Raw genomic sequence first — 21666 nt, 5'->3', positions numbered from 1 at the left:
GTTGAAAGAAGGAAGATAGATTGAAGAAAGTATTAGGGGTTGTTGCGGCAACTATAATGATTCTCGGAGGTTGTAGTGGGACACAGAGTAAAGAAGATGGCAAGACGTTAAATGTCGAATTACCATTGAAAACAACTTCAGTCGCACCGTACAAGACAGATGTCCCAGTAAAAGTAGGTGCAGCAGAATCTTTGTTTAAAGTGAGTACAGACGGCAAAGTTGAAAAATTATTAGTCTCGGAGTATAAGCAAATTTCACCAACTGAATTGAAGTTGACAGTAAAGGACAATATAAAATTTCAAAATGGTAAAAAATTAACGGGTCAAGCAGTGAAAAATAGTTTGGAACAAAGTATACAGCAAAGTGATTTAGTCAAAGGTTCACTCCCTATCAAAGATATTAAGGTGGATGGACAGACAGTGACGATTTTAACAAAGGAAGCATATCCTGAGCTCGTTTCAGAATTAGCCAGTCCGTTTGCAGCCATATATGACACTGAAGCGCAGGGTGATATTAATAAATCACCGGTGGGAACTGGTCCATATAAAATTGTTGATTATAAGCAATCACAAAGTATAAAGCTCAACAAGAATAAAGCATATTGGCAAGGAGAACCGAAGTTAGACCATGTTAATGTGAGCTATCAAGAGGACGGTAATACACGTGCGAACGACTTGTCAGCAAATAAGGCTGATGTCATTACCGATGTTCCAGTTGAAAAGGTAGATGCGCTAGATAAAGGTCAACAAACAAAGATTTCTAGTGTGCCAGGTTATAGAACAAGTTTATTATTATATAATCATCAAAGTGATAAGATGAACAAGCGAGTACGTGAAGCATTAGACAAGATTATTGATAGAGAAGCTATTGCCCATAATGTTTATAAAGATTATGCTAATGCCGCTTCGGGTCCATTTAATACTAAACTTAATTTTATTAATGATAAAAAGGTCACTCAGCAAGATATTCAGCAAGCACGCAAGTTATTACAGCAAGAAGGCTATACTAAAGAACATCCATTAACATTAACTGTGTCAACGTATAATGGTAGACCAGAATTGCCAAAAATCGCACAAGTTGTACAATCAGACGCTAAAAAAGCAAATATTAATATTAAGTTACGCAATGTTGATGATATTGATGGTTACCTTAAAGATAAAAGTCAATGGGATGCTTCATTATATAGCTTTGGAACATTTCCGCGAGGCGACACTGGTTATTTCTTTAATCAAGCTTATAAAGCACAAGGTGCTATTAATGCTGGAACTTATAGCAATAATCGTGTGAATGATTTGATAGAACAATTTAATAAAACGGTAGATAAAGCAGAACGTAATCAACTGACAAATAAAATTATTGCGTTAACAAAAGAAGATTATGCAAATAGCTATATTGCCTATAGTAATAATATTGTGGGTCTTAATAAGCATGTTACTGGACTCAAAGCTTCTCCTGAAGGCATTTATCTTATTGATTATAAGGTGAATGTTAACAAATGATAATCACGCAAATAATTCGTAGAATCGGACAAATGATCATTGTATTATTTGTCCTTTCTACTATCACATTTATCTTAATGAAATTAACGCCAGGAGATCCTGTAAATAAAATATTACATCTTGATGTTGCTAATGTATCTGCTTCACAAGTATCAGAAACGAAAGAGAAGTTAGGTCTGAATCAGCCCATTATCGTGCAATATGGGCAATGGTTAAATCAAATTGTACATTTGAATTTTGGTACAAGTTATCAGACTGGAGAATCTGTGAGTAAGGAATTACTGTACTATACACCTCCAACATTATTGATTGCTTTAGCTACTATGGTAACTGTCTTATTGATTAGCATACCTTTAGGCACTGTCGCTGCCAGATATTATCATACTTGGATTGATATGTTGATACGTATGATGACTTCTATTACGGTGAGCATTCCGTCATTCTTTTTAGGAACGTTATTAATTTATATATGTGCGCAACAATTAGCTATCTTGCCTTCTTCTGGTATTGCTACACCGGCTGGCTATATTTTGCCAGTTGTGTCATTGAGCATTGGCATGAGTGCTTATTATGTAAGACTGATGCGCTCAAATTTATTAGAATTATACCGATCGCAAGAGGTACAAGCATCTAGATTAAGAGGTATGTCTGAATCTTATATATATTGGAAAGATATATTTAAACCAGCTTTGTTGCCAATAATTACGATTATGGGTATGTCTGTCGGCAGTCTAATTGGAGGTACAGTAGTAATCGAAAATCTCTTTGGGATACCAGGGGTGGGACGCTTTTTAGTGGATAGTATAAGAGCCCGTGATTATCCAGTTATTCAAGGTGTTGTATTGATGATTGGTTGTTGTGTTATTTTCGCTAATACAGTAAGTGACTTGCTATTATTGTGGCTCGATCCAAAACGGCGCTCAGTGAAACATAAAGTGACGAAAGTAGAAGATAGATTGGATGGTGGTCCGTTATGAAATTAGGCAAACAACCTCTAATCTATTATCTCTTTTTTGCATATGTTGTATGTATTATAATGTCGCAATTGTTCGTAGTAAAGGATATGGCGTTAACTGTGCATCTCAATCGTACATTTGAAGTACCAAGTGTTCAGCATTGGTTAGGTACAGATGACTATGGTCGAGACTTATTCTCAAGGTTGATTTTAGGTGCCCGTTATACGTTGATAGTAAGCTTATTAACACTGTTGCTGACTGTTATTGTTGGTGTGCCACTGGGGCTGTTAGCCGGATATAAAAAGGGCATTATCGATACGATTATTATGCGTGTGATTGACATTGGTTTAAGTATTCCAGAGTTTGTGCTGATGATTGCCTTAGCAAGTTTTTTTAAACCTAGTATATGGAACTTAGTCATAGCAATTATGCTAATCAAGTGGATGACCTACACACGATTGACGCGTTCTATTGTTAGCGCTGAGCTTAAAAAGCCATACATTCACATGGCAAAGATGTTAAATGTACCAAGTTACGTCATTATTTTTAAGCACTTCTTACCACAAACAGTACCATCCATTATTGTGCTTATGACTGTGGATTTTGGGAAGATTATACTCTATATATCATCTTTATCATTTTTAGGGTTAGGTGCACAACCACCATCACCTGAATGGGGAGCGATGCTAAATGCAGGAAGAGATTATATAGAATCACACCCACTACAATTATTAGCTCCAGCTGTGATGATTACGGTCACGATATTAATTTTCAACTTAATGGGCGATGCATTAAGAGATCGACTTCTCCAAGGAAAGCGTGATAATAATGTCTAAAATGTTATCAATTCAAAATTTAAGCATTCAAAACTCAGTAAATGAGTATTTAATAAAGAATTTAAACCTGACCCTACATAAAGGACAGGTTAACGTATTGATTGGTGAAAGTGGTTCAGGTAAGAGTCTGACTGCTAAAGCAATCGTTCAACAATTAGCGCCGTCATTAAGTGTTTCAGAGTATGAAATACTTGTTGAAGGACAAAGCGTAGTAGATATGAAATCAATGCTTGGAAGAACGATTGGATTTATTGCGCAAGATTATAGTCATAGCTTTAATGACCATACAAAATTAGGTAAGCAACTTATGGCAATTTATCGTGCACATTATCAGGTGCCACGTAAAGTTGCCAAACAAATCGTATCGCAATCATTAAACGTGGTTGGACTAAATGAGCGTCTCGTGTTTGAAAGTTATCGCTTTAATCTATCTGGTGGTCAACTAGCACGCGTACAAATAGCGAGTGTCATAATGTTACGGCCAGAGATAATTATTGCAGATGAGCCTACATCATCATTAGATGTTGTAAATGGTCATGAAATCATGAATTTAATTCGTCATCTTGCAGAGGTACATGAGACAACATTGTTATTGATTACACATGATTTATCACATGTGTTGAAATTTAGTGATTGGATTGCGGTAATTAAATCAGGAGAAATTGTCGAGTATAATCATGTACAACAATTTCACGACAATATGGTGAGTCCTTATAGTTTAAAGTTATTTAATGCACGCCGTCAGTTGAGAAATGAGGGGAATGGATGATTGAATGTAAGAGAGTAACATTTAACTATAACAAGCATACTGTTTTACATGATATAAACTTAACGTTTTCCAGCCAACAGAAGATAGGCATCGTTGGAGAAAGTGGATCAGGAAAAACAACGTTAGCACACTTGATATTGGGAATGCTGAAACCGACAGCAGGAGAGATAAATAAACATGGCTTAACTATGTTACCAATTTTTCAAAATGCATATGATAGCTTTAATCCGAAAAGAACAATACAACAATCTATGGATGAAGCAATTAAGTATTATTATCAAGATGCTACCAAAGTGTTAACCCAACGATTAGACGAATTGTTAGTCCTGATGGGATTAGATTCAAACCTTTTAAAAAGGAGACCAGAAGAGCTAAGTGGGGGACAACTACAGCGTCTTAATATGATACGTTCATTTGTATTAGAACCAGATATACTAATTTGTGATGAAATTACAGCAAATTTAGATGTGATTTCAGAAAATAAAATGAAAGATATACTGGAACATTATCATCAATTGACTAGAAAAGGATTAATGATTATATCACACGATATTGCATTTCTTCAGGCATTAGTTGATCGAATTGTAGTATTAAAAGATGGTTATATCGTTGATGACTTTATGGTTAAAGATATGTTTGCGGATAGTAGAAATGCCTATACTAAAAAGCTGCTTTCTCTTTATTGAGAAAGCAGCTTTTGTTATGTGTTTTATTGTGATGTTTGTAATTTTAATTTAGGGAAATAACTTAACTTATGATGAACAAGCTAACAGAAATATTTTTATTTTATTAGCAAAATACTATTGAGCTTATTTATGCCAGTGTGATAGGGTTTTTAAATAACATAAAAATCGCGGGACATTTTTAAGAGAATTAAAAGGAGGGAGTAAATGATTAAAATAAATCGATATAAATACTTTACGATATTATTATTTTTAGCAGTACTATTTATTGGTGCGACGCTACGTTCACCTATTTCCTCTATAGGACCATTAGTTCCATTTTTCAAGGAAGAATTAGGCGTTTCGAATAGTTTGGTTGGTTTGATGAATACTTTACCGCTTGTTGCATTTGGATTATTTTCTCCATTTATTCCTAAGTTGTCACAGAAATTTGGTATGGAACGCACCTTGATGTATTCGATGGTTATTTTAGCAATTGGAATGTGGCTAAGGGGAACTGGAGGCGCAAGTTTATTACTTATTGGCACAATAATTGTTGGATTTGCAATAGCAGTAGGGAATGTTATGGCACCAGGGTTGATCAAATCATCATTTCCACAACAAATGGGATTTGTTACAGGTATGTATTCTGTGACGATGAATCTTGTGAGCGCTTTGGCTGCTGGTTTATCTGTTTCGATTGCAGTGGCACCAGGGATGAATTGGCGTATTGCAATGCAAATTTGGTTGATTGTACCTATTATTGCAGCACTTGTATTAGTATTACGTATTCCATATTTGCGCTCACGTAAAAAGAAAGTGTTTGCAGAAATTGATAGCGAACCTAAACAAAGTGTTTGGAAATCTAAACTAGCATGGACAATCACCTTATTTATGGGCTTGCAATCGTTTATACCCTATAGTTTATTTGCGTGGTTACCAATTATGTTAACAACTAAAGGATTTTCTGAAAGTGAAGCGGGATGGCTTGTAACTGTAAACCAGCTAGGAATCATACCAGTGGCATTTGTTGCACCTATTATTGCAGGGCGTATGAAGAAGCAAAGTAGTTTAGCATTATTTGGTGCTGGGTCCTTTTTTGTAGGGTTATTAGGTATCGCATATTTACCAAATGCTGCGATTGTACTCTATTTAATATTGATAGGTGTTGGTGCAGGAACAACATATAGTTTAGCAATGATGTTTTTTGTCTTGAGAACTCAAGATATTGAACAGTCTTACCAATTATCTGGTATGGCTCAATCCATTGGTTATTTATTAGCTGCAGTGGGTCCGGTATGTCTTGGTATGATTTCAGATATTACTGGCAGTTGGTCCGTCCCACTCATTGTACTTATGGGGGTAGCTGTATTAATAGCAATATTTGGCTTTATTTCAGGGCAACCATTTATTGTTCATCAACCGGCACATCAGCAGAATGATTAATTTAGGCAAAGTACTACTCAAAGTCTAGTATTACAGTTAATATTGTAGTACTAGATTTTTTTATGTTTAAGCAACTTTGTTTAATTAAAATATATTGTTGTAAACATATCGGTGAGTTCTATAGCTGAAAAATGTTATTATTTATATAAAGGTTAAGCCACGATTAATATGATACTTGAAATGTTAGGAGGGATTGGATGGAGGAACAACAAAAAATTGAAAATTGGATTGAGCTAACAAAATATGTTCATTATATAGATACAATGATAGAAAAATCATTAAAGCAGCAATATAATTTAAGTTTAAAAGAGTTCTATGTTTTATATGAAATTTATAAAGCAAAGGGCAAAAAATATAAAATTAATGATTTAATAAAAATAGTGGATTTGAGTCAGAGTGCTATGTCCCGTCTTATCGTAAGAATTGAAAAAATAGCAGAACCATTAGTATTTAGACAAGAATGTGTTGAAGATCAAAGAGCTATGTATATATATTTAACGGATGAAGGTTTATCTGTCATTGAAAAAGCCATCAAAACGTATGAACAATTAATAGCTAAAGTTGATTTTTCATCTATGCACGATTTGATAACAAGGCAATATAAAGCATAGCAATGGGTTAAGAGGAGGGTAACAAACTTCCTTTTTATACAATATAAGTTGGCGATTATGTGTTGAACATGGTCGCCTATTTTTTTATAGAAACATATATACATAATAAGACAAAATTAACACCAGTCCAACAAGAAAGATGTTGGACTGGTGCCGAATTCATAGCTCGTAGCTACTGTAATATTTTGAATTTTCCCCTGAATTCTATAATAGTACAATAGTGCTATACTAATTATTAAGTTAATGGTTTATGACTTTGTACTTTTATGTTTTTTTGAATGACTAATACCATAAATTAGATAAATCAGTAAACCGATGATGAACCAGATTAATGTATATAATTTGGCTTCTCCACTAAGCCCCCAAAATACAATAGCAACACTGATAAATGCCACAATTGGTAACACTGGATAGAATGGCATTTTAAACGCTGGTACTGGAATATCCTTTCCTTCTCGAGGGCGTAAGCCAAACATACCTAATGAAACAAACATAAATGCAACGAGTGTACCTGCAGATATTAACTGTGCTAAGAATGCGAATGGGAACATTGAACCAATAATCACGGCAATAATTGTTAAGATGATCAATGAACGGTTTGGTAATTGCTTATTATTTAACTTACCTAACCATGAAGGTAATAATCCGTCACGACCAAATGAATAAAGTAGACGTGAACCTGCCAACATCATACCAATCAATGCAGTAAACATACCAATAACTGAAATAGCTTGTACAATCGCGGCTACGACACCAAATCCACTTTGTCTTAATGCCCACCCTACAGGTTCAGCATTATTTGCATAATCTGAATACTTAAACATCCCAACAAGTACAAGTGCAACAGCCACAAACAGAATCACGGCAATTAACAATGATCCCAGTATCCCTCTAGGCATTGTCTTCTGCGGATTGATTGCTTCAGCAGAGTTTGCAGCGATTGAATCAAATCCAATATACGCTAAGAATATCATAGAAACACCAGCATAAATCCCTTGCCAACCACCAAATGCGCCAGCTTCAGTTGCTTTATATTCTGGTATGAAAGGTACATAGTTACTACCTTGTACTACAGTTAAACCAACTACGATAAATAATAGAATTGCTAATACCTTCAATACAACTAAGATGTTCTCTATACGCGCAGCGGATGATGCACCACGAGCAAGTAACAATGCTGTAAGTAATATAACGATAGCAGCGACTAAATCGATAACGCCGCCATCAGTACCAAATGTATTGGATAGTGCTTTAGGTAATTCAATACCTAAAGGTGAAACTAAACCACGTAAATTAGCTGAAAAACCAGAAGCCACAAAGGCGACAGCGATAAAATACTCAGCCAATAATGCCCAACCAGCTATCCATCCAAAAACTTCCCCAAACACGACATTAATCCAAGAATATGCAGAACCAGCAAATGGCATGGCAGATGACATTTCAGCATATGCAAAAGAAATCAAACCAGCAACAATCGCAGCAAATAGAAAAGATAATGCCACGGCTGGACCAGTATGTTGCGCAGCGACTACGCCTGGTAAGGTGAAAATTGATGTAGACACGATTGTACCGACACCTAAAGCTAGAAAATCTTTAACCTTTAATGTGCGATTCAAGTGCGCATCTTTTACTTGATAGACAGAGGGGTCCTCTTTCTTTAATAGTTTTTGAAAAAATCCAGTCATTATAAACCACTCCCTAAAACTCATTTCACAAAATTTAATAACGTTATTAATATAATCCATATCATAGCATATATCAATCAGAATATTTAGATAATTTCGAAAAAATAAAACAAATATTTGTCGTCTGACAGAAAATCGATAAATTTACGACAAATATTTAGTCATACCATGAATTGTTAATTGGGAACGAATGTAACTATCATATAATATAGACCGTTTGTAAGTGTTGACTATAGGCCGACACGATTGCTATAGATTAATGATTTGTGGCTCGATATGTGGATCGTGATTGGCGATTGCATCAATACAATTCGGATTTGTTGCTTGTACTTTAACCCAATTTAAGGAATTGATAGTTGCATCCTTATCGTCAACATATTTAGGTAAAATACCATGTTGCCAAGATGATTTTGCATAACCTACATTTGATGTTAGTAATAAAAATTGATCCGCTTCCTTATGACGTTTGATACGTGTGACACAATGTCCAGGGCTATGTCCTGGCGTATGGATAAATTCCACAGTACCGTCGTTAAATAAATCATAAGATTTACCGGTAGGGCCGATGCCTTTATGTTCTAGAGGAAAAGTATCAATAGGAATGTTTTGGCACATACCTAATTCATAATTATTATTGTTATTTGCAGCAGACCATTCTTCATCACTGACCATAATATGATGAGCCTGTGCCACATGTGGTAAACCTGAGACGTGGTCATTATGTAAATGACTTAAGATGACATAATCTACATCAGTTATTTGGTAGCCTAGTTTAGCAAGATGTTCATGAACTGCTTGTCCTTTAGGTAAAATAGCTTTCTGAGAAAGTGAAGCTGCATTTTTTGAATAATTGGGTTGGCGATTTGATTCATGCCATCCTGTATCTATCAATACAAGTCCTTTAGGATGTTCGATTAAGTAAATAGAAACGGGTAAACAAATGTGCTTACTTCGTGTTTGAATAAAACCACTCCAAGAAATTGGTAGATTTTTTTTATGATTAAAAGGTAAAGCCGAGTCAACAATAACTGATCCTGTATGTAATATATGTACATTAATATTACGTGTCATTGATTGTAAACCTCCAAATTTAGGCGTGCATGGCCTTTGTATTTAAATATAAGTTATTATAGTAATTGTGAAATGAAATATATTGAATTTAAATTAATCTTTTATTTTATAATAAAGATGGTAAGAACTTTATCTTAATAAAATAAATGTGTCAAATGTATCGTAAGTAAAAATAAAGTGCTTTTTGTGTTAAATTATAAATGTGAAAGAAACATAGACATTGGGGGAAATGATGATGAATGTTAAATCAGCGTGGTTAAATTTACCTGTAGTCAATTTGGAAGCGAGTGAAGATTTTTATCAACAAATCGGCTTTGAAATTAAAAAATCGGATGACATGATGGATAAGATGAGAGGTATTGCTACATTAGATAACACGGTCATTATGCTTATCGAAACGAAACAATTTAAAAAAGTGTCACGATTATCAAAAATTGGTAATAACGAAGCATTAATATCACTATCATTAAATACTAAAGCTGAAGTTGATCAACTGTTAGATTTAGTAGAAAGTGCGAATGGCACAGTGATAGAAAGAGGCACGATGCATGAAGGGTTCTATGGGGGATTATTTAGCGACATAGACGGTCATTTATATAATATTATTACAATGTAGGTCGCAAAGCGTTAAATTGAAATACTAAGATGTTGGAGGCAGGTAAAATGGTTAAAGCGATTGCTGTAGACAAAGATGGAACGTTAATGAGGTCTGATCACACTTTGGACGAATTATACTTTGAACAATTGTTCCAAACAATGATGAAGCAAGACATAAAATTTATCGTTGCGAGTGGAAATCAATATGCACAATTAAAGTCATTGTTTCCTGACAAAGTAAATGATATTACATTTGTAGCTGAAAATGGCGCCGTGACTTATTATCAAGACGAAATTCTAGATGCAAATTACTTTGATAAGACAGTATTACAACAGATTTTAGGCGATATCATTGATAAGCATAAAGTAACTGATTTGATATTAAGTGGTATACGTACTGCATATGTATTACCAAATGTGACAGAGGATTTTACGGCGTATTTTAATCATTATTATTATGATGTTCAACAGGTTAAACACTTTGATGATATTAGCGATGATGATTTTGTAAAGGTAGCAATGCGCATCAAAGACACAACGGTATTAGAACAAGTGAAAGCGGACTTAGAAGCACAGTACCCTCAATATTTAAGGGCAGTGACTAGTGGTAATGACAGTCTAGATTTGATTTTGCCGGATGTAAATAAGGGAGTAGCTATCCAGTCATTATTAGCACGTTGGGGGATAGACGAAGAAGATTTACTAGCCTTTGGTGATGCCGATAATGATATTGAAATGCTCAGTTTGACGCCTCACAGTTATGCCATGGCGGAGTGTAGTGAGTCATTAGCCTCTGTAGCCAACCACAGAGCACCGTCAAATAATGATTCTGGTGTATTAAAGGTGATTGAGCACTTTATAACTTCATGATAATTAAAAAGAGGTTGTATCCATTTACAATATAGTATTGTATTTGGTACAACCTCTTAATATTTTATTTAATAATTAACACTGGAATGTGTGCATGGTTGGCAATTTTATGTGTGACATTACCAAGTACATTCTTAATATCTGCTTTTGCACGTTTATTACTCATGACGATAATTTCATAATCGTGTTCTTCTATTTCTTCTAAAATGGTATTTCGAATATGACCCGTACCGAATTTTACAGTCACATTCAAGTCTAATTTTTCTAAGTCATCAATAAAGGGTTGGATTTCTTTCCCTTTAGATTCGGCTAATTGTTCAAAATGAATGTCATTGTATCTAACAGATGTTTGGAGTTCACTTTCTGAGATAACATTGAACACTGTGATCTCAGCTTCTTGTGAACCAGATGTTAGACGGACTAATTCTTGAGGCACATTGTTAAACGTGTTATCGAAGTCATAGGCTACTAATATTTTTTTATACATAATAGCACCTCCCTTAATATATGCATACCCTAATTAAGTAAAGCTAAAATTTTATTTATTAATTATCAACTTGAAATTTTAAAAGATTCTCACTGATTGTGATTTATGCATCTAATCCAATGATGTCTTTAAGGTTTTGGTAACCATTTTTATTAAGGTATTGTGCTAGTGCTTTATTTAATTTACTAGTAAGCCCTGGTCCTTCAAATACTAATGCGCTATATATTTGAACAAGTGATGCGCCGCTTCTTAACATTGTAATCACATCTTCAACTGTGAAAATACCACCTGTTCCAATGATTGTAAATGTACCATTTGTTTCCTTGTAAGCATGTTTGATGAGTTCAATGTTACGTTCGAATAATGGGCGACCGCTTAATCCTCCTGTTTCAATACGATTTTCAGATTTTAATCCGTCCCGTTGTTGCGTCGTATTAGCTAAAATAATACCATCAAAGGTCTTGGTAATTGGTGGTAACATATGTCCTAAACTAGTTAGATCTAAATCGGAAGTTAACTTTATAAATATTGGGACAGTGATGTCATTTTCTACTTTAAATGATTGTATTGCTGTGCAAAGCTGTGAAAATTCACTTTCATCATGGAATTTCTGTAAATTTTCAGTGTTAGGTGAGCTGATATTTACTGTGTAGAATGTGACATCATTTTTAAAGGTATCAAGCACCTTTATATAATCTTGATAACGATCTTCGTAAGGGGTACTTTTATTAACGCCAACATTTAAGCCTACTGGAATGTTATAACTATATTTACGTAAATTACTAAGTGCCTTATTCATTCCAAGGTTATTGAAACCCATTCTGTTTATTAACGCTTGGTCTTCTACTAGACGGTACATACGTGGTTTAGGATTACCAGGCTGTGGTTTTGGTGTAATACCACCGAGTTCGATTGAGCCAAACCCTGCATATTCTAAGGCTTTTGGAACTTCGCATGATTTATCGAAACCTGCTGCAAGACCAATCGGATTAGGGAAACGAACACCTGACAATTCTTGTGTGAGAATATCATTCTCATAATGGAAGAATTGTTTGATTATAGGTAATGTTTTAGGATATCTTTGGACAAATTTTAAGGCATCGATTGTCATACCATGTGCTTGTTCGGGATCGTACTTGAATAAGATAGGCTTGATTAATTTGTACATGAAATTTTCGCTCCATTTTTTAATTTTGTAATTAACTTAATTATAAAAAACAATCAGCTAAGAAAAAAGAGATAACACATTTGAATCTCATACTTATCTTGAAAGTATTGTCTTTAATAGACTAGCATTTTAGAAGGTTTATGCCTAGAGTGAATCACTGAAATTATAATTGAGGAATGCTTAAAGTGGTATCGACATGGATATAATATGAAAGACAAGTATGTTATTTTGGAGTGATAAATATTGGAAACTAAATGGAAAGAACAATTACCAATAACAGGTATTAAAGCTATTACCCCTGTAAGTGGTGGGGATGTAAATGAAGCTTTCCGAATAGAGAGTGAAGACGGGGTATATTTTTTATTGGTGCAACGTAATAAGTCTGAATCATTTTATGCGGCTGAGATTGAAGGATTAAATCTTTTTGAAGCTGCAAACGTGACAGCACCTAGAGTTATAGATAGTGGAGAAATAGCAGGTGATGCTTACTTGATATTATCATTCTTACATGAAGGGACTAAAGGTAGTCAACGTCAATTAGGTGAGCTTGTTGCAAAACTGCATAGTCAACATGAACCAGAAGGAAGATTTGGGTTTGATTTACCTTACCAAGGTGGAGATATTTCTTTCGACAATAATTGGTCTGATAATTGGACTACGATATTTGTTGAACGACGTCTAGATCATTTAGTTGAAACTTTATTGAAAAATGACCAATGGACGCTTGATGACAAAAAACGTTATGAGCAGGTGCGTAAGATTATTGTAGATGCATTGTCTAATCATAAGAGTAAGCCATCATTATTACATGGTGATTTATGGGGTGGCAACTATATGTTTTTAGAGGACGGGACACCAGCATTGTTTGATCCTGCACCACTATATGGTGATAGAGAGTTTGATTTAGGCATTACTACTGTATTTGGAGGATTTACGCAAGATTTCTATGATGCATATGAGCGACATTATCCAATGGCAAAGGGTGCAGAACAACGATTGGAATTCTACCGTTTATATTTATTGATGGTACATTTAGTAAAATTTGGAGGACTCTATGCACGTAGCGTAGATCAATCTATCTCTAAAATACTAGCCGATGCTAAATAGTGTTATGAATTGATACAAAATATGATACTTGATGAATGCAGTGTTGCAATATCGAAAAATTAAATAGTTGTCTTATTAAGCAATTTGATTAAAGTAAAAATGTCATTTTCTATTCTAATAATAGAGAGTGACATTTTTTATTATGGGAAAATTTACATTGTACGTACTATACAATCCAATATTGTCTAAGAATGAAGTTTATTTAGGGCTTAATTATTCATGTGTTTCACAAGTCATTTTCTGAAACGGCTAATGATGTGTTGAATAATATTGATGAATTTATATTAAAAGAAAATTACTATTTAATTAGAAATTTGTTATTTTTTAATTTATATTTGTTATACTGATAACAAGTTGTAAAAATAAATATTATATTAAGTGTAATAAAGATGTTTGCATTGTATTATTTAAGGTATTCATCCTTTGAGACGAGTAGAAATGGTGTAAATGATGTATTACGTACTGTTGAAAATGATTTGAGATGTTGTTTGTCTGCAATAAATTGTCTCGAATCAATAGATACATAGTGAGCGTATTATGTGAGAAGAAATCCTTTGAGAATCGAATAGTATGAAGAAGATATTGAAACATAGGGGGCTAAAAATTGAGTACATCTAATAAACTGTTATTCAACCGTACTTATATGTTAATGTTATTGGCAGGCATCTTTGCTATGGTTGGTTTCAGTACAATTTTAACGACAATAACCTGGTATGCTGTAAAGGAATTACAATCGTCGATGGCATTAGGTTATATATTAGTTTCAGCCACAGTACCCAGGTTGATTATGATGACATTTAGCGGTATGGTTGCTGATAAATTTAAGAAAACAACTGTTATGTATTATTCAAATATTGCAGAATGTTTGGTACTTGTGATTTTGTATTTTTTAATTATAAATCAACAACTATCACTGATTCCGCTAATGATCTTAGCAGCATGTTTTGGAATGTTGGACGCCTTCTTTGGACCAGCAAGTACATCATTAATACCTAAGGTAGTCACGCAAGCGCAATTACAGCGTGCCAATTCATTATTCCAAGGTGGGACTCAAATTTCCTTTATATTTGGACCTATTATTGCCGGTGTAATTATGGAACATTATTCAATTGCGACAAGCTTTTATATTTCTTTAATATTTGTATTTTTATCTGCTATATTCGTCTTTCCTTATTTTATTGATGAAGCGGATGTTAAAGAACGTTCTGATAATACACCAATCAAAGATATTGTCGAAGGTTTTCGTTATGTTAAGTCATCCCGTTTTTTAATTACAGGGATTATTATTTTGATTACTGCCAATTTCTTTGGACTAGGTGCGTTAAGTGTTGGGATTCCGATTATAGTAGAATCACTTGGTGGCACACCGATTAATTTAACGTATTTGCAGTCTAGTTTAGGTGTGGGGATGTTGGTAGGAACAGGATTGCTTAGTATTATTACGTTCCAAAAGGGACGAGGTAAGTTGACGATATTTACATTGTTGATCATGATTGTGCTATTGATTATCTTCACGCAAGTTACGACATTGATATTACAAATGCTGTTACTTCTCCTCATTGGTGTTACTTATACCTTTGTTTACATTCCATTTATTACAATGGCACAAGAATTTACAGATGAACAAGTAACTGGAAGAGTGATGAGTTTAATATTCCTTGCTATGACAGGGTTTGATCCAATTTCTTATGTAGTGATCTCAGGTCTGAATACAATGGATATTTCAATATTTAATGTTCTTGCAATTTCTGCATTTTCTAGCTTATTTGTATGGGTATTAATTCTTTTTAATTCTAAAAATTATAGACAGCTTAATTAAGTATTTAAAAGTTGGGACATAATTTCCAGAAAAATAGCACTCAGATGATTCAATTTATCTGAGTGCTTTTTTATTATTCATATTTCGCATTGTTGGCTCGCTTTCCTAGGGGCCAGCTTCAGCCTGTAGTCTTCAGCTTGTCCTGTAAGTGTTGATATATCAATCATTAAATAAATAATACTTAAGCTGTTGGTTTATTATTCATATTTCGTATTGTTGGCTCGCTTTCCTAGGGGCCAGCTTCAGCCTGTAGTCTTCAGCTTGTCCTGTTCCCTCAGGAGTCTCGCCAAAATACGTAGAAAACATAAGTGACTGTTACAGTAACAGTCATAAAAAAAGACAATTTCTATATTACTTCAATAGAAATTGCCTACTTCAATTATTTAAACACTTTACGTTCTATACGCTTGTGCTATGGCTAATTCAAATCTAATGTTCCCATTTCTTTTCTAAGTTTATAAACTTTATCAGGTGTCACATCTTCACCTAATGGATCTACAACTTTTAATGTTGAAAAGGTATTGATGACTTGTCCTCGAATCATTTTAAGGTATTCTTGTCTCAATGTTTGTTGTTCTTGTTTTTCTGTTGTTGTTAGTCCTTGTACTTTTTCTTTATTTGCTAACATATTAATTCTGTCCAATAATTTCATTTTTCTGTACCTCCTTGGTTATATGTGGTGGGAAATAGGGGATAATTTCTTTTCCTATTTCTTGTAACATATCTTCGTATGTTCTATTTGCCGATTTTAAGTTTAAAATGATGTGATTTGTTCCGATCCGTTCATAGGCGCTTAATATATTTAATAAAGTCTTACTCCCCAGTCGATATCCACCCTTAATTGGTGAAACAAGTTCATTTGGATTATTTGATAAATCGATGACGAGGGGATGCATAAATGGTTTGAATTTGTTGTTATCATGCCACTGTTCAAGTAGTTTCTTTTGCGCTTGAAAGGCTTGTGGATAGAATAACCACCCATCCATATGCTGTTTAATCCAGTCTATGCTTTGTTTGGCATAACCAGTAGCAAACACTGGGATTTGTTGGTGTTTGGGTAATATTTGTAAACCAGAATCTTCAGTTAGTTGGAATTTTGTATCTGATAAGTCTGGTGAGTGTGATTGCCATAATGCCTTTACAGCGTATATCGTTTGTTGATATCGTTCTGATAATTGATTTGTCTCTACATTGAATGCTGGAAATTCAAATTGTCTATCTCCTGTTGCCATGCCGAGTAACAAGCGTTCATTAGAAATTAAATCTAATGAGGTAGTTGCTTTAGCTATATGAATAGGATGTCTTAACGTCGCAACAATACTAGCAGTACCTAATGCAATGTTTGAAGTTCGACTACTTATATAAGTCAAAAATACAAATGGGTCATAATTTGTGGTTATAGGACCTAACTTAGGACTATAGAGTGGACTATCTCTAACGAATAAACTAGTGAACCCAAGTGTTTCGGCATATTTTGCTAAGTCTCCTTGTTCAGAAAATGATAATGCATTATGCTCGGCATTATCAAAAGGCATCATTAACCCAAGCGTTAAATGTTGTGCTTTAAAAGCGTAATAAAATCCGCTGTGTGATTGTATTGTTGAAATATTAATCCCTCCTTTTCTTTATACTAAGCAACAGTTATTAATTAAGTAACACCTGTTGTCTAGATAAGATTGTATGACCATTCTGTGCATAATGCAAACGACAAATTGTTTAATTTATTGGATAAGCAACAATTTGTGCAATGTGTTGTCAAAACATCATCATTACGATATAAAGCATTTATATTTTTTAGAATAAAGTTGCTTAACGAATATTAATTTTAGACATTTTTATTATTATTTGATTATTTTTCTGAATTTCTTTAAATTGAAGAAGACAAATATTATTTTTGGAGGTAATTTATGTTTTTGAGAAAAGTATTAAGTAGTATTACTTTGTCACTAGCTTTAATTTTAGCAATAGCACCATTTAGTAGTTTTGCCAGTTCAGATGAACAAGGAAATAATGAAGAGATTCAAGGCTCGCATGATACAGCTCAACAAAATGAAAATACTGCTAACCAATCGCCAGAAATATCACAAAAAGTTATATTGCCAAATGAAGATAGAAAACAAATAGATAATACAACGAGTGGTCATTACCAATCTATCGGTTATATTAGTATGGGAGACAGTATTGCTACTGGTGTTGTAGTTGGTAAAAACACTGTACTAACAAATAAACACGTAGCAAACCTTTCTGACGGTAATATGCAATTTTCACCAGCAGCAAAGGATGAAAATACATTCCCGTATGGGACATTTACAGAAAAAGATATTAAACCATATCCAGGTGACGCAGATTTAGTCGTTGTTCATTTTAATCCTAACAGTAAGGGACAAACAGTTGGTGAAGTAGTACAACCAGCTACTTTAAAGGACGCTGCAGCGACATCAAAAGGAGATCCTATGACAGTGACAGGTTATCCTGGTGATAAACCTTTAGCGACAATGTGGGAAAGTACAGGAAAGATTATAGGTAATCAAGGTACAGAGTTAACTTATGATGCAAGTACTTTCGGAGGAAATTCAGGATCACCAGTATTTGATAGCAATAATCAATTAATCGGATTACATCACGGTGGTGTTGAAGGTGAAAGTAATAATGCAGTTGCTATAACTGGAGATGTATTGAAGTTTATTAATGACAATAATGAATAGTACATATTGTGAGTAATTAAATTTCAGGAATAACAAAAACTCCCTAATTGTTAAGTGGAAAGGTAGGATGTGTTTGTAAACACTGTACCCCTTTTCAACTCAACTTAGGGAGTTTACTTTAATATGCTAGATGATTCACTAAAAAAGGTAATGATTTTTTTATATAGTCTTCTGCGGAAACGGTGCTAGTTTCAAACCAATGTTTCGCAATACCGTATAATCCCCAAGCAAGAAACCTCGCACTAGATGCAAGCATTTCACGATCTTGATTTGGGTTGCTATCTTCAATTAATGTAAGAAAGATATCTTCTAATTCTTCTTTGACACGTTTCTCAACAACTTCTCCATATGCTTTACTATTTAACTTACATTCATTATGTGTTTCCTCAATATAGCTAGTTATTTTAATAAAGAGCGTGTGTAAAGTGGATTCATCTAATTTCTCAGCAATATCTAATGTTTCATTTAGATTATTGAGTATTGTCTCAGAAATAGTGTAATCCATGATGTCATATTTATCATAAAAATGCGCGTAAAATGTTGCTCTGTTCACTGTAGCTCGATCGGTAATATCCTTCACGGTAATGGCATGTATTTTTTTCTCTTTAGCAATTTCACGAAATGCGTTCATCAACAGACTTTTCGTTCTTGATACACGTGGATCTGTATATGTGGTTGGCATTACTTGTGCATCTCCTCTACTTAATACTTTATTATAAGCATATAAATTATCTATGCTAGTTAAAATTATGTCAACGTGAATAATTGATATGGTGTTAAGATCTAGTTAATTAAAAGTGGTGTAGTCCTACATAAACAGTCTGATTTTATATGAAACGAATACAGAATTAATTAACGTCTGCTTGCTTTTCCTTAATAAAGGTACTCATAAAACTATAAATACAAATACCTAGTGTGATCAAGACAATACCAATAAGACTAATCATGTCTGGTAGTGGAAGGCCCAAGAAGAGCATTTCTCCTATTAAGGTAAAGATAATTTCTGTAGCCTGCGTAGATTCAACTGCTGCCAGGGTAGCTTGGTTATCCTTGACCATATTTGTAGCATAGAAAAATAAAGCGGTCGCAATGATACCTGAAAAAATAGCTACTGAAAAGGTTTGTAAGACCTGACTTGAAGAGGGTAACCCATTTGTTAAGACGCCAATTAAAAATATGATGGTCCAGATTGGCAGTGTAACAAAGGTCATCCCGTAGATACGTTCAATCGTAGTGAGTTCATTGTCAACGAGTTCCATCATTTTACGATTACCCAAAGGATAACAAAAGGCAGCTAGAACCAATGGTACAACGGACAAAATAAATGTTTGAGTTTGTATATTAGAAATTTGTGGAATTTGTATTAATATCACGCCAAAAATCATAATACTTGAAGTTGCAAGTGATCGCCAAGATATATGTTCTCTAACCTTTATAATTTGATTATTATATTCGATGAGTTCGTAGAATAATGGTGCTAATAATAAGCCACAAATAATTGTTAATTGCCACGTTGCTGAAATGAGCCACCCTGGGCTAAAGTTTGATACGAAAGTGATAGGTATGTAAAAGAAGACAAATCCCAAGGTGCTCCAAATGAGCCAATAGATGTAGTGCGCTTTAATATGTTTGATAATAACGTTGTGACGTTTTTGTATCCAGACAAATATAAAAAGAAATGGAAACATGAATATAAAGCGTAAAGATGAACTGAAAAGCCAGCTACCACCTGAATCTGACATTGCATGATTTAAGATAAAGGTAACAGAGAAAAACATTGCCCCCAAAATGCCAATTAATATTGCTTTCATGTTATTCCACCTTCCTAAAAATTTTTTAATAATTTTAATTTAACAGTTTTTTAAATATTGGCAAGGGTAAACTATTATTGTATATTGTTGTATTTTTTAATCATTAACAATAATAAAAACCTAATATGTTAGGAGAAATTAGATACTCTGAATGGGACATAGTATGATTAAAGAGTATAATTTCAAATTTAAGGGGTTGGAATTATGGCTGATCAACTAAAGAGAGAATTAAGTAACAGACATATTCAATTGATTGCAATTGGGGGAGCAATCGGTACAGGTTTATTTCTAGGTGCAGGACAGTCGATTCATTTAGCTGGTCCGTCTATATTATTGACTTACATAATTGTTGGATTTGCATTGTTTATGTTTATGAGAGCGATGGGAGAGATGTTGCTTTCTGATACGAAATTTAATTCATTCGCAGATATTACAAATGAATATGTAGGTTCACTTGCGGGTTTCATTACAGGTTGGACATATTGGTTAACATGGATTATCTCTGGTATGGCAGAGGTTACAGCGGTGGCGAAATATGTATCTTTTTGGTTTCCACAAATTCCCAATTGGCTATCGGCTTTTTTGTGCGTACTCCTATTGATGTATTTCAATTTATTGAGTACACGATTATTTGGTGAACTAGAATTCTGGTTTGCATTGATTAAAGTAGGTACGATTATCGCGTTGATTATTGTGGGATTGGCCATGGTTATCATGGCTTACCAAACACCGTATGGTACATCTTCATTTTCTAACATATATGCACATGGTGGATTGTTTCCAAATGGTGCTGCTGGTTTCTTTATGTCTTTCCAAATGGCGATATTTTCCTTTTTAGGAATTGAGATGATTGGTATCACTGCAGGAGAAACTAAGAATCCACATAAGACACTTCCTAAGGCAATCAACAGTGTGCCCTTTAGAATTTTATTGTTCTACATTGGGGCAATTGCTATTATTATTTCAATTGTGCCATGGAATAAACTTGATCCAGAGGATAGTCCGTTTGTTAAATTATTTGCGCTTGTAGGTATACCATTTGCAGCAGGAATCATCAACTTTGTGGTATTGACTGCAGCAGCCTCAGCTTGTAACAGTGGCATATTTGCTAATAGTAGGACGTTATTTGGCTTGGCAGATAGACAACAAGCACCACCAAGTTTTCAGGTAACAAATAAGAAAGGTGTACCGATCACTGCGATTTTAATTACAAGTTCATTTTTATTTATTGCAGTGTTATTGAATTATTTTATTCCTAATGCGACAACCGTCTTTGTCTATATTAGTACTGTATCAACAGTGTTGAATATATTTTTATGGACCTTAATTACCATTGCATACTATAGATATACAAAGCAAAGACCTGATCTGCATGAGCGAAGTAATTTTAAATTACCAGGTGGTAGTAAAATGGCAGTGTGTATCATCGTATTCTTTATCTTTATATTTGGTATTTTATTGGTGAATCCGGAGACTAGAATCGGTGTGTTATTAGCGCCATTATGGTTGATAGTCCTAGCATTGATGTATCGACAATATAAAAAGCATACACGACAAAGATGATGCC

At 34.1% G+C, this 21666-nt stretch carries 21 protein-coding genes; 13 read left to right on the top strand and 8 right to left on the bottom strand.

Features of this window, described 5'->3' with window-relative positions:
- The first annotated feature begins 56 nt into the window (after positions 1–56).
- From nikA to SH09_RS15005, 7 genes are all read left to right on the top strand, one after another.
- Positions 57–1499 (top strand): nickel ABC transporter substrate-binding protein, encoded by a 1443-nt coding sequence (nikA, locus tag SH09_RS15035; RefSeq protein ID WP_371663907.1) that lies wholly within the window; start codon positions 57–59, stop codon positions 1497–1499.
- Positions 1496–2476, top strand: coding sequence for a nickel ABC transporter permease (gene nikB, locus SH09_RS15030; RefSeq protein WP_042740401.1), 981 nt, complete (start codon positions 1496–1498; stop codon positions 2474–2476). The genes nikA and nikB overlap by 4 nt, the downstream gene beginning before the upstream one ends.
- On the top strand, positions 2473–3291 hold the full coding sequence (nikC, locus tag SH09_RS15025; protein WP_042740400.1) for a nickel transporter permease: 819 nt from the start codon (positions 2473–2475) through the stop codon (positions 3289–3291). Before nikB ends, nikC begins: the two co-directional genes overlap by 4 nt.
- The gene (locus tag SH09_RS15020; protein ID WP_042740399.1) at positions 3284–4060 is read left to right on the top strand and encodes an ATP-binding cassette domain-containing protein; all 777 of its coding nucleotides are present in this window, start codon (positions 3284–3286) and stop codon (positions 4058–4060) included. The genes nikC and SH09_RS15020 overlap by 8 nt, the downstream gene beginning before the upstream one ends.
- Positions 4057–4746: an ABC transporter ATP-binding protein gene (locus tag SH09_RS15015; RefSeq protein WP_042740398.1), complete on the top strand. Its 690-nt coding sequence runs from the start codon at positions 4057–4059 to the stop codon at positions 4744–4746. The genes SH09_RS15020 and SH09_RS15015 overlap by 4 nt, the downstream gene beginning before the upstream one ends.
- A gap of 204 nt (positions 4747–4950) precedes the next feature.
- Positions 4951–6168: a CynX/NimT family MFS transporter gene (locus tag SH09_RS15010; protein ID WP_042740397.1), complete on the top strand. Its 1218-nt coding sequence runs from the start codon at positions 4951–4953 to the stop codon at positions 6166–6168.
- 197 nt (positions 6169–6365) lie between these two features.
- A complete protein-coding gene (locus SH09_RS15005) occupies positions 6366–6779 on the top strand; it encodes a MarR family winged helix-turn-helix transcriptional regulator (RefSeq protein ID WP_042740396.1) in 414 nt (137 codons plus the stop codon).
- A 248-nt stretch (positions 6780–7027) separates the two neighbouring features.
- Here the strand turns inward: SH09_RS15005 and SH09_RS15000 are convergent, their stop codons facing one another.
- Positions 7028–8464, bottom strand: coding sequence for an APC family permease (locus SH09_RS15000; RefSeq protein ID WP_042740395.1), 1437 nt, complete (start codon positions 8462–8464; stop codon positions 7028–7030).
- Between the two features lie 249 nt (positions 8465–8713).
- Positions 8714–9535: an N-acyl homoserine lactonase family protein gene (locus SH09_RS14995; protein ID WP_042740394.1), complete on the bottom strand. Its 822-nt coding sequence runs from the start codon at positions 9533–9535 to the stop codon at positions 8714–8716.
- A 235-nt stretch (positions 9536–9770) separates the two neighbouring features.
- Between SH09_RS14995 and SH09_RS14990 the strand changes: the two genes are divergently transcribed.
- Together SH09_RS14990 and SH09_RS14985 are read left to right on the top strand one after the other, a co-directional pair.
- Positions 9771–10151, top strand: coding sequence for a VOC family protein (locus tag SH09_RS14990; RefSeq protein WP_042740393.1), 381 nt, complete (start codon positions 9771–9773; stop codon positions 10149–10151).
- 47 nt (positions 10152–10198) lie between these two features.
- Complete coding sequence (locus tag SH09_RS14985; RefSeq protein WP_042740392.1) at positions 10199–11002, top strand: Cof-type HAD-IIB family hydrolase; 804 nt, start codon at positions 10199–10201, stop codon at positions 11000–11002.
- Positions 11003–11066: 64 nt separating this feature from the next.
- Here the strand turns inward: SH09_RS14985 and SH09_RS14980 are convergent, their stop codons facing one another.
- Both SH09_RS14980 and SH09_RS14975 read right to left on the bottom strand, forming a co-directional pair.
- A complete protein-coding gene (locus SH09_RS14980; RefSeq protein WP_042740391.1) occupies positions 11067–11489 on the bottom strand; it encodes a universal stress protein in 423 nt (140 codons plus the stop codon).
- Between the two features lie 103 nt (positions 11490–11592).
- A complete protein-coding gene (locus SH09_RS14975) occupies positions 11593–12657 on the bottom strand; it encodes a quinone-dependent dihydroorotate dehydrogenase (RefSeq protein WP_042740390.1) in 1065 nt (354 codons plus the stop codon).
- A gap of 243 nt (positions 12658–12900) precedes the next feature.
- On the opposite strand from SH09_RS14975, the gene SH09_RS14970 reads away from it, so the two are divergent.
- Both SH09_RS14970 and SH09_RS14965 read left to right on the top strand, forming a co-directional pair.
- Complete coding sequence (locus SH09_RS14970; protein ID WP_042740389.1) at positions 12901–13764, top strand: fructosamine kinase family protein; 864 nt, start codon at positions 12901–12903, stop codon at positions 13762–13764.
- 604 nt (positions 13765–14368) lie between these two features.
- A complete protein-coding gene (locus SH09_RS14965) occupies positions 14369–15583 on the top strand; it encodes an MFS transporter (protein ID WP_052495470.1) in 1215 nt (404 codons plus the stop codon).
- 418 nt (positions 15584–16001) lie between these two features.
- Here SH09_RS14965 and SH09_RS14960 read toward each other — a convergent pair whose 3' ends face one another.
- Together SH09_RS14960 and SH09_RS14955 are read right to left on the bottom strand one after the other, a co-directional pair.
- Entirely contained in the window at positions 16002–16235 is a 234-nt protein-coding gene (locus SH09_RS14960) for a DUF896 domain-containing protein (RefSeq protein ID WP_042740388.1), read from the bottom strand.
- A complete protein-coding gene (locus SH09_RS14955) occupies positions 16213–17190 on the bottom strand; it encodes an LLM class oxidoreductase (RefSeq protein WP_042740387.1) in 978 nt (325 codons plus the stop codon). Before SH09_RS14955 ends, SH09_RS14960 begins: the two co-directional genes overlap by 23 nt.
- 300 nt (positions 17191–17490) lie before the next feature.
- Between SH09_RS14955 and SH09_RS14950 the strand changes: the two genes are divergently transcribed.
- The gene (locus SH09_RS14950; protein WP_042740386.1) at positions 17491–18288 is read left to right on the top strand and encodes a trypsin-like serine peptidase; all 798 of its coding nucleotides are present in this window, start codon (positions 17491–17493) and stop codon (positions 18286–18288) included.
- Between the two features lie 118 nt (positions 18289–18406).
- Here SH09_RS14950 and SH09_RS14945 read toward each other — a convergent pair whose 3' ends face one another.
- The gene (locus tag SH09_RS14945; RefSeq protein ID WP_042740385.1) at positions 18407–18970 is read right to left on the bottom strand and encodes a TetR/AcrR family transcriptional regulator; all 564 of its coding nucleotides are present in this window, start codon (positions 18968–18970) and stop codon (positions 18407–18409) included.
- Between the two features lie 166 nt (positions 18971–19136).
- The gene (locus tag SH09_RS14940; RefSeq protein WP_042740384.1) at positions 19137–20099 is read right to left on the bottom strand and encodes a DMT family transporter; all 963 of its coding nucleotides are present in this window, start codon (positions 20097–20099) and stop codon (positions 19137–19139) included.
- Between the two features lie 204 nt (positions 20100–20303).
- On the opposite strand from SH09_RS14940, the gene SH09_RS14935 reads away from it, so the two are divergent.
- Complete coding sequence (locus SH09_RS14935; protein ID WP_042740383.1) at positions 20304–21662, top strand: amino acid permease; 1359 nt, start codon at positions 20304–20306, stop codon at positions 21660–21662.
- Positions 21663–21666: the final 4 nt, after the last annotated feature.

Source organism: Staphylococcus gallinarum (assembly GCF_000875895.1).
GTDB classification, from domain to species: Bacteria; Bacillota; Bacilli; order Staphylococcales; family Staphylococcaceae; genus Staphylococcus; species Staphylococcus gallinarum.
The sequence above is the reverse complement of the archived record's forward strand: the minus strand, read 5'-3'. Positions and strand labels throughout refer to the sequence as shown.

Bases quoted from the DNA above. Each gene is read 5' to 3' on its own strand.
- SH09_RS14980 (WP_042740391.1), bottom strand. From the start codon at position 11,489: ATGTATAAAAAAATATTAGTAGCCTATGACTTCGATAACACGTTTAAC.
- SH09_RS14935 (WP_042740383.1), top strand. From the start codon at position 20,304: ATGGCTGATCAACTAAAGAGAGAATTAAGTAACAGACATATTCAATTG.
- SH09_RS14975 (WP_042740390.1), bottom strand. From the start codon at position 12,657: ATGTACAAATTAATCAAGCCTATCTTATTCAAGTACGATCCCGAACAA.
- SH09_RS15005 (WP_042740396.1), top strand. From the start codon at position 6,366: ATGGAGGAACAACAAAAAATTGAAAATTGGATTGAGCTAACAAAATAT.
- nikB (WP_042740401.1), top strand. From the start codon at position 1,496: ATGATAATCACGCAAATAATTCGTAGAATCGGACAAATGATCATTGTA.
- SH09_RS14990 (WP_042740393.1), top strand. From the start codon at position 9,771: ATGAATGTTAAATCAGCGTGGTTAAATTTACCTGTAGTCAATTTGGAA.
- SH09_RS15015 (WP_042740398.1), top strand. From the start codon at position 4,057: ATGATTGAATGTAAGAGAGTAACATTTAACTATAACAAGCATACTGTT.
- SH09_RS15020 (WP_042740399.1), top strand. From the start codon at position 3,284: ATGTCTAAAATGTTATCAATTCAAAATTTAAGCATTCAAAACTCAGTA.
- SH09_RS14960 (WP_042740388.1), bottom strand. From the start codon at position 16,235: ATGAAATTATTGGACAGAATTAATATGTTAGCAAATAAAGAAAAAGTA.
- SH09_RS14995 (WP_042740394.1), bottom strand. From the start codon at position 9,535: ATGACACGTAATATTAATGTACATATATTACATACAGGATCAGTTATT.
- SH09_RS14950 (WP_042740386.1), top strand. From the start codon at position 17,491: ATGTTTTTGAGAAAAGTATTAAGTAGTATTACTTTGTCACTAGCTTTA.
- nikA (WP_371663907.1), top strand. From the start codon at position 57: ATGATTCTCGGAGGTTGTAGTGGGACACAGAGTAAAGAAGATGGCAAG.
- SH09_RS15000 (WP_042740395.1), bottom strand. From the start codon at position 8,464: ATGACTGGATTTTTTCAAAAACTATTAAAGAAAGAGGACCCCTCTGTC.
- SH09_RS15010 (WP_042740397.1), top strand. From the start codon at position 4,951: ATGATTAAAATAAATCGATATAAATACTTTACGATATTATTATTTTTA.
- SH09_RS14985 (WP_042740392.1), top strand. From the start codon at position 10,199: ATGGTTAAAGCGATTGCTGTAGACAAAGATGGAACGTTAATGAGGTCT.
- SH09_RS14940 (WP_042740384.1), bottom strand. From the start codon at position 20,099: ATGAAAGCAATATTAATTGGCATTTTGGGGGCAATGTTTTTCTCTGTT.
- nikC (WP_042740400.1), top strand. From the start codon at position 2,473: ATGAAATTAGGCAAACAACCTCTAATCTATTATCTCTTTTTTGCATAT.
- SH09_RS14945 (WP_042740385.1), bottom strand. From the start codon at position 18,970: ATGCCAACCACATATACAGATCCACGTGTATCAAGAACGAAAAGTCTG.